This window comes from Vogesella oryzae (assembly GCF_902829295.1).
GTDB classification, from domain to species: Bacteria; Pseudomonadota; Gammaproteobacteria; order Burkholderiales; family Chromobacteriaceae; genus Vogesella; species Vogesella oryzae.
Window position 1 is genome coordinate 1 of the sequence record NZ_CADEPL010000038.1, and the last position, 2,507, is coordinate 2,507.

General features: G+C 63.9%; 3 protein-coding genes. 1 reads left to right on the top strand and 2 read right to left on the bottom strand.

Features of this window, described 5'->3' with window-relative positions:
* The coding region (locus HU218_RS13255) for an FGGY family carbohydrate kinase (protein ID WP_246211124.1) at positions 1-557 on the bottom strand (557 nt) is incomplete at its 3' end.
* Positions 558-673: 116 nt separating this feature from the next.
* On the bottom strand, positions 674-913 hold the full coding sequence (locus tag HU218_RS13260; protein ID WP_174875418.1) for a hypothetical protein: 240 nt from the start codon (positions 911-913) through the stop codon (positions 674-676).
* A 17-nt stretch (positions 914-930) separates the two neighbouring features.
* Here HU218_RS13260 and HU218_RS13265 point away from each other — a divergent pair.
* Positions 931-2,507, top strand: a 1,577-nt coding sequence (locus HU218_RS13265; protein WP_174875419.1) for a PAS domain-containing protein, incomplete at its 3' end; no start/stop codon positions are given.

Consider the following 2,507-nt stretch of genomic DNA (forward strand, 5'->3'; position numbering starts at 1 on the left):
GCGTTGGACACGTCGGTGACATGCACCTGGCCACGGGTCAGCTGCCAGATCAGCCAGCTGTCGATGGTGCCGAACGCCAGCTTGCCGGCATTGGCGCGCTCGCGGGCGCCCGGCACGTTGTCGAGAATCCAGCGCACCTTGGTGGCGGAAAAGTAGGCATCGACCAAGAGACCGGTCTTGTCGCGGATGCTGTCGGCCAGGCCGCGCTCGCGGATGTCGTCGCAGAACGCGGCGGTGCGGCGATCCTGCCACACGATGGCGTGGTACACCGGCTGGCCGCTGTCGCGGTCCCACACCACGGTGGTTTCGCGCTGGTTGGTGATGCCGATGGCGGCCACCTGGCTGCCGGCGATGCCGGCGCGCGCCAGCGCCTCGGCGGCGACGCCGACCTGGCCGGCCCAGATTTCCTGCGGGTCGTGCTCTACCCAGCCGGGCTGCGGATAGATCTGGCGGAATTCCTTCTGCGCCGACGACACGATGTTGCCACCGCGATCGAACAGGATAGCGCGTGAACTGGTAGTGCCCTGGTCAAATGCCAGGATGTACTGGTCTTGCATTGAAAGTCTCCTTGGGCTTAATGCCTTGCTGTTGGTTGTGTTTGTTTTATGTTTGTTTTTGTACTTAATTTGTTGTTTTTATTTTCGATGTGATTCTAGGCCGCCGCCACAAGCTGTCAATCGGCTATGCGGATTAACTGCAAAAAAGTGGTAACAATTTTTGATGACTGTGGTGTAGCTGCCCGACTACAAGCCGCGCCGCTGCTGGCGGTGGCTGAGTGCAGTTGCAACATGAATGCATCACACCGCTGGCTTATCGTGAACTCTTTTCCTACAGTGAAGCTGCATGCCAGCAGCGTATGCAGATACCACGCATACTGCCGCCGCTTCTGGCCGCTGCTGCCTTCCGATTTCATGCAGAGGATATCCCCGCATGAGCAAACCCTGGCCAAGCCCGCCCCCGGACGGGGCGCTGGACGCCTTGCCACTGCCTGCGTTTTACGCCGCAGCGCCGGGCAGGATCAGTCATGCCAATGCCGCCTGCTGCCAGCTGCTGGAGTTGTCACCGGCCGCGGCTGCCGGTGACGGCTGGCTGTGCCGTATCGTCGAGGCTGAGCGGGCCAAGCTGTTGGCCGCATGGTGCCGGGCTGCTGCCAATTGGGAAACATTCGAATATTGCTGCCATCTGCAGCTGCCGCAGCGCACGCAGCCAGTGCTGATCCGGGTGCAGCAGGGTATTGGCTGCCTGCTGGCGGATGTGGTACCGGCAATGCCGTCTGCCGGCGAACAGGCCGCCGGCCAGCCGTCGCACCGCTGTGTTAACGATAGCGCAGGCACGCTGGAATACTGCAGTGCCTGCCCGAGCTTTAGCGGCCTGCCGGCGGCAGTGTTGCCGGGGCGCGAACAGAGTGGGCCGCAGCCCGATTACAGCCAGCAGGCGCTGCAGCAACGACTCGCCAGCATGGAGGCGGATTTGCGGCTGCATGCGCAGATTCTGGACAGCATGCTGGAAGGGGTATGCCTGGTCGATGCCGGCGAGCAGTGCATCCTGTATGCCAACCCGCAGTTGCAGACACTGTATGGTTACCCGCCGGGCAGCATGGGCGGCCTGCCGCTACCGGCGCTGCACGCCGACGGTGGCCAGACCTTGCCGCCACAGCTGCAGCTTGCCCTGCAGCAGCAGATGCGCTGGCAGGGCGAATGGCCGGCGCGCAGGCTCGATGGCAGCATGTTCTGGGCGCAAACCAGTATTTCCCTGTTCCGCCATCCGCGTTACGGCGAGGTGTGGCTGGTGTCGCAGGAGGACATCAGCGCGAGCCGGCAGGCGCAGCAGCAGCTGGCGCTATCCACTGCCGAGCTGAAAGCGGTGGCGCGTATCCAGGGCGAGTACATCGAGCACCACAACGAGCAGACCACCTACGAAACCGTGCTGACGCAGCTGCTGCAGCTTACCGGCAGCGAATACGGTCTGGTGGGCGAGGTGCTGTACGACGAAGACAAGCAGCCGTTCCTGCGGTTGCACGCGCTGACCGACATCAGCTGGGACGAGGCCTCGCGCGCGGCGGTGGCCAACCTCAAGCACCAGGGCATGGAGTTCCGCCGCCTGGACACGCTGCTGGGGCATGCGCTGAAAAGCGGCCAGCCGCTGCTGAGCAACAACCCGTCCACCGATTCCCGTGCCGGCGGTCGCCCGCCCGGCCACCCCCCGTTGCTGAACTTCATGGCGGTGCCGGTGATGCATGGCGAGCAGATGGTGGGGCTGGTCGGTGTTGCCAACCGTGCCGGCGGTTACGACGAGCAATTGCTGGAACTGCTGCAACCGCTGCTGGTGACCTATGGCCAGGTGATCAGCGCCACCCGCAGCCGCAATGAATACCGCCTTGCCAGCGAGGCACTCCGCCAGGCGGAAGAGCGCTGGAAGTTTGCCATCGAGGGTGCCGGCCACGGCGTGTGGGACTGGGATATTCCGGCGCGGCAGATAGCAGGCTCGATCCTGCTGGCACGCATGCT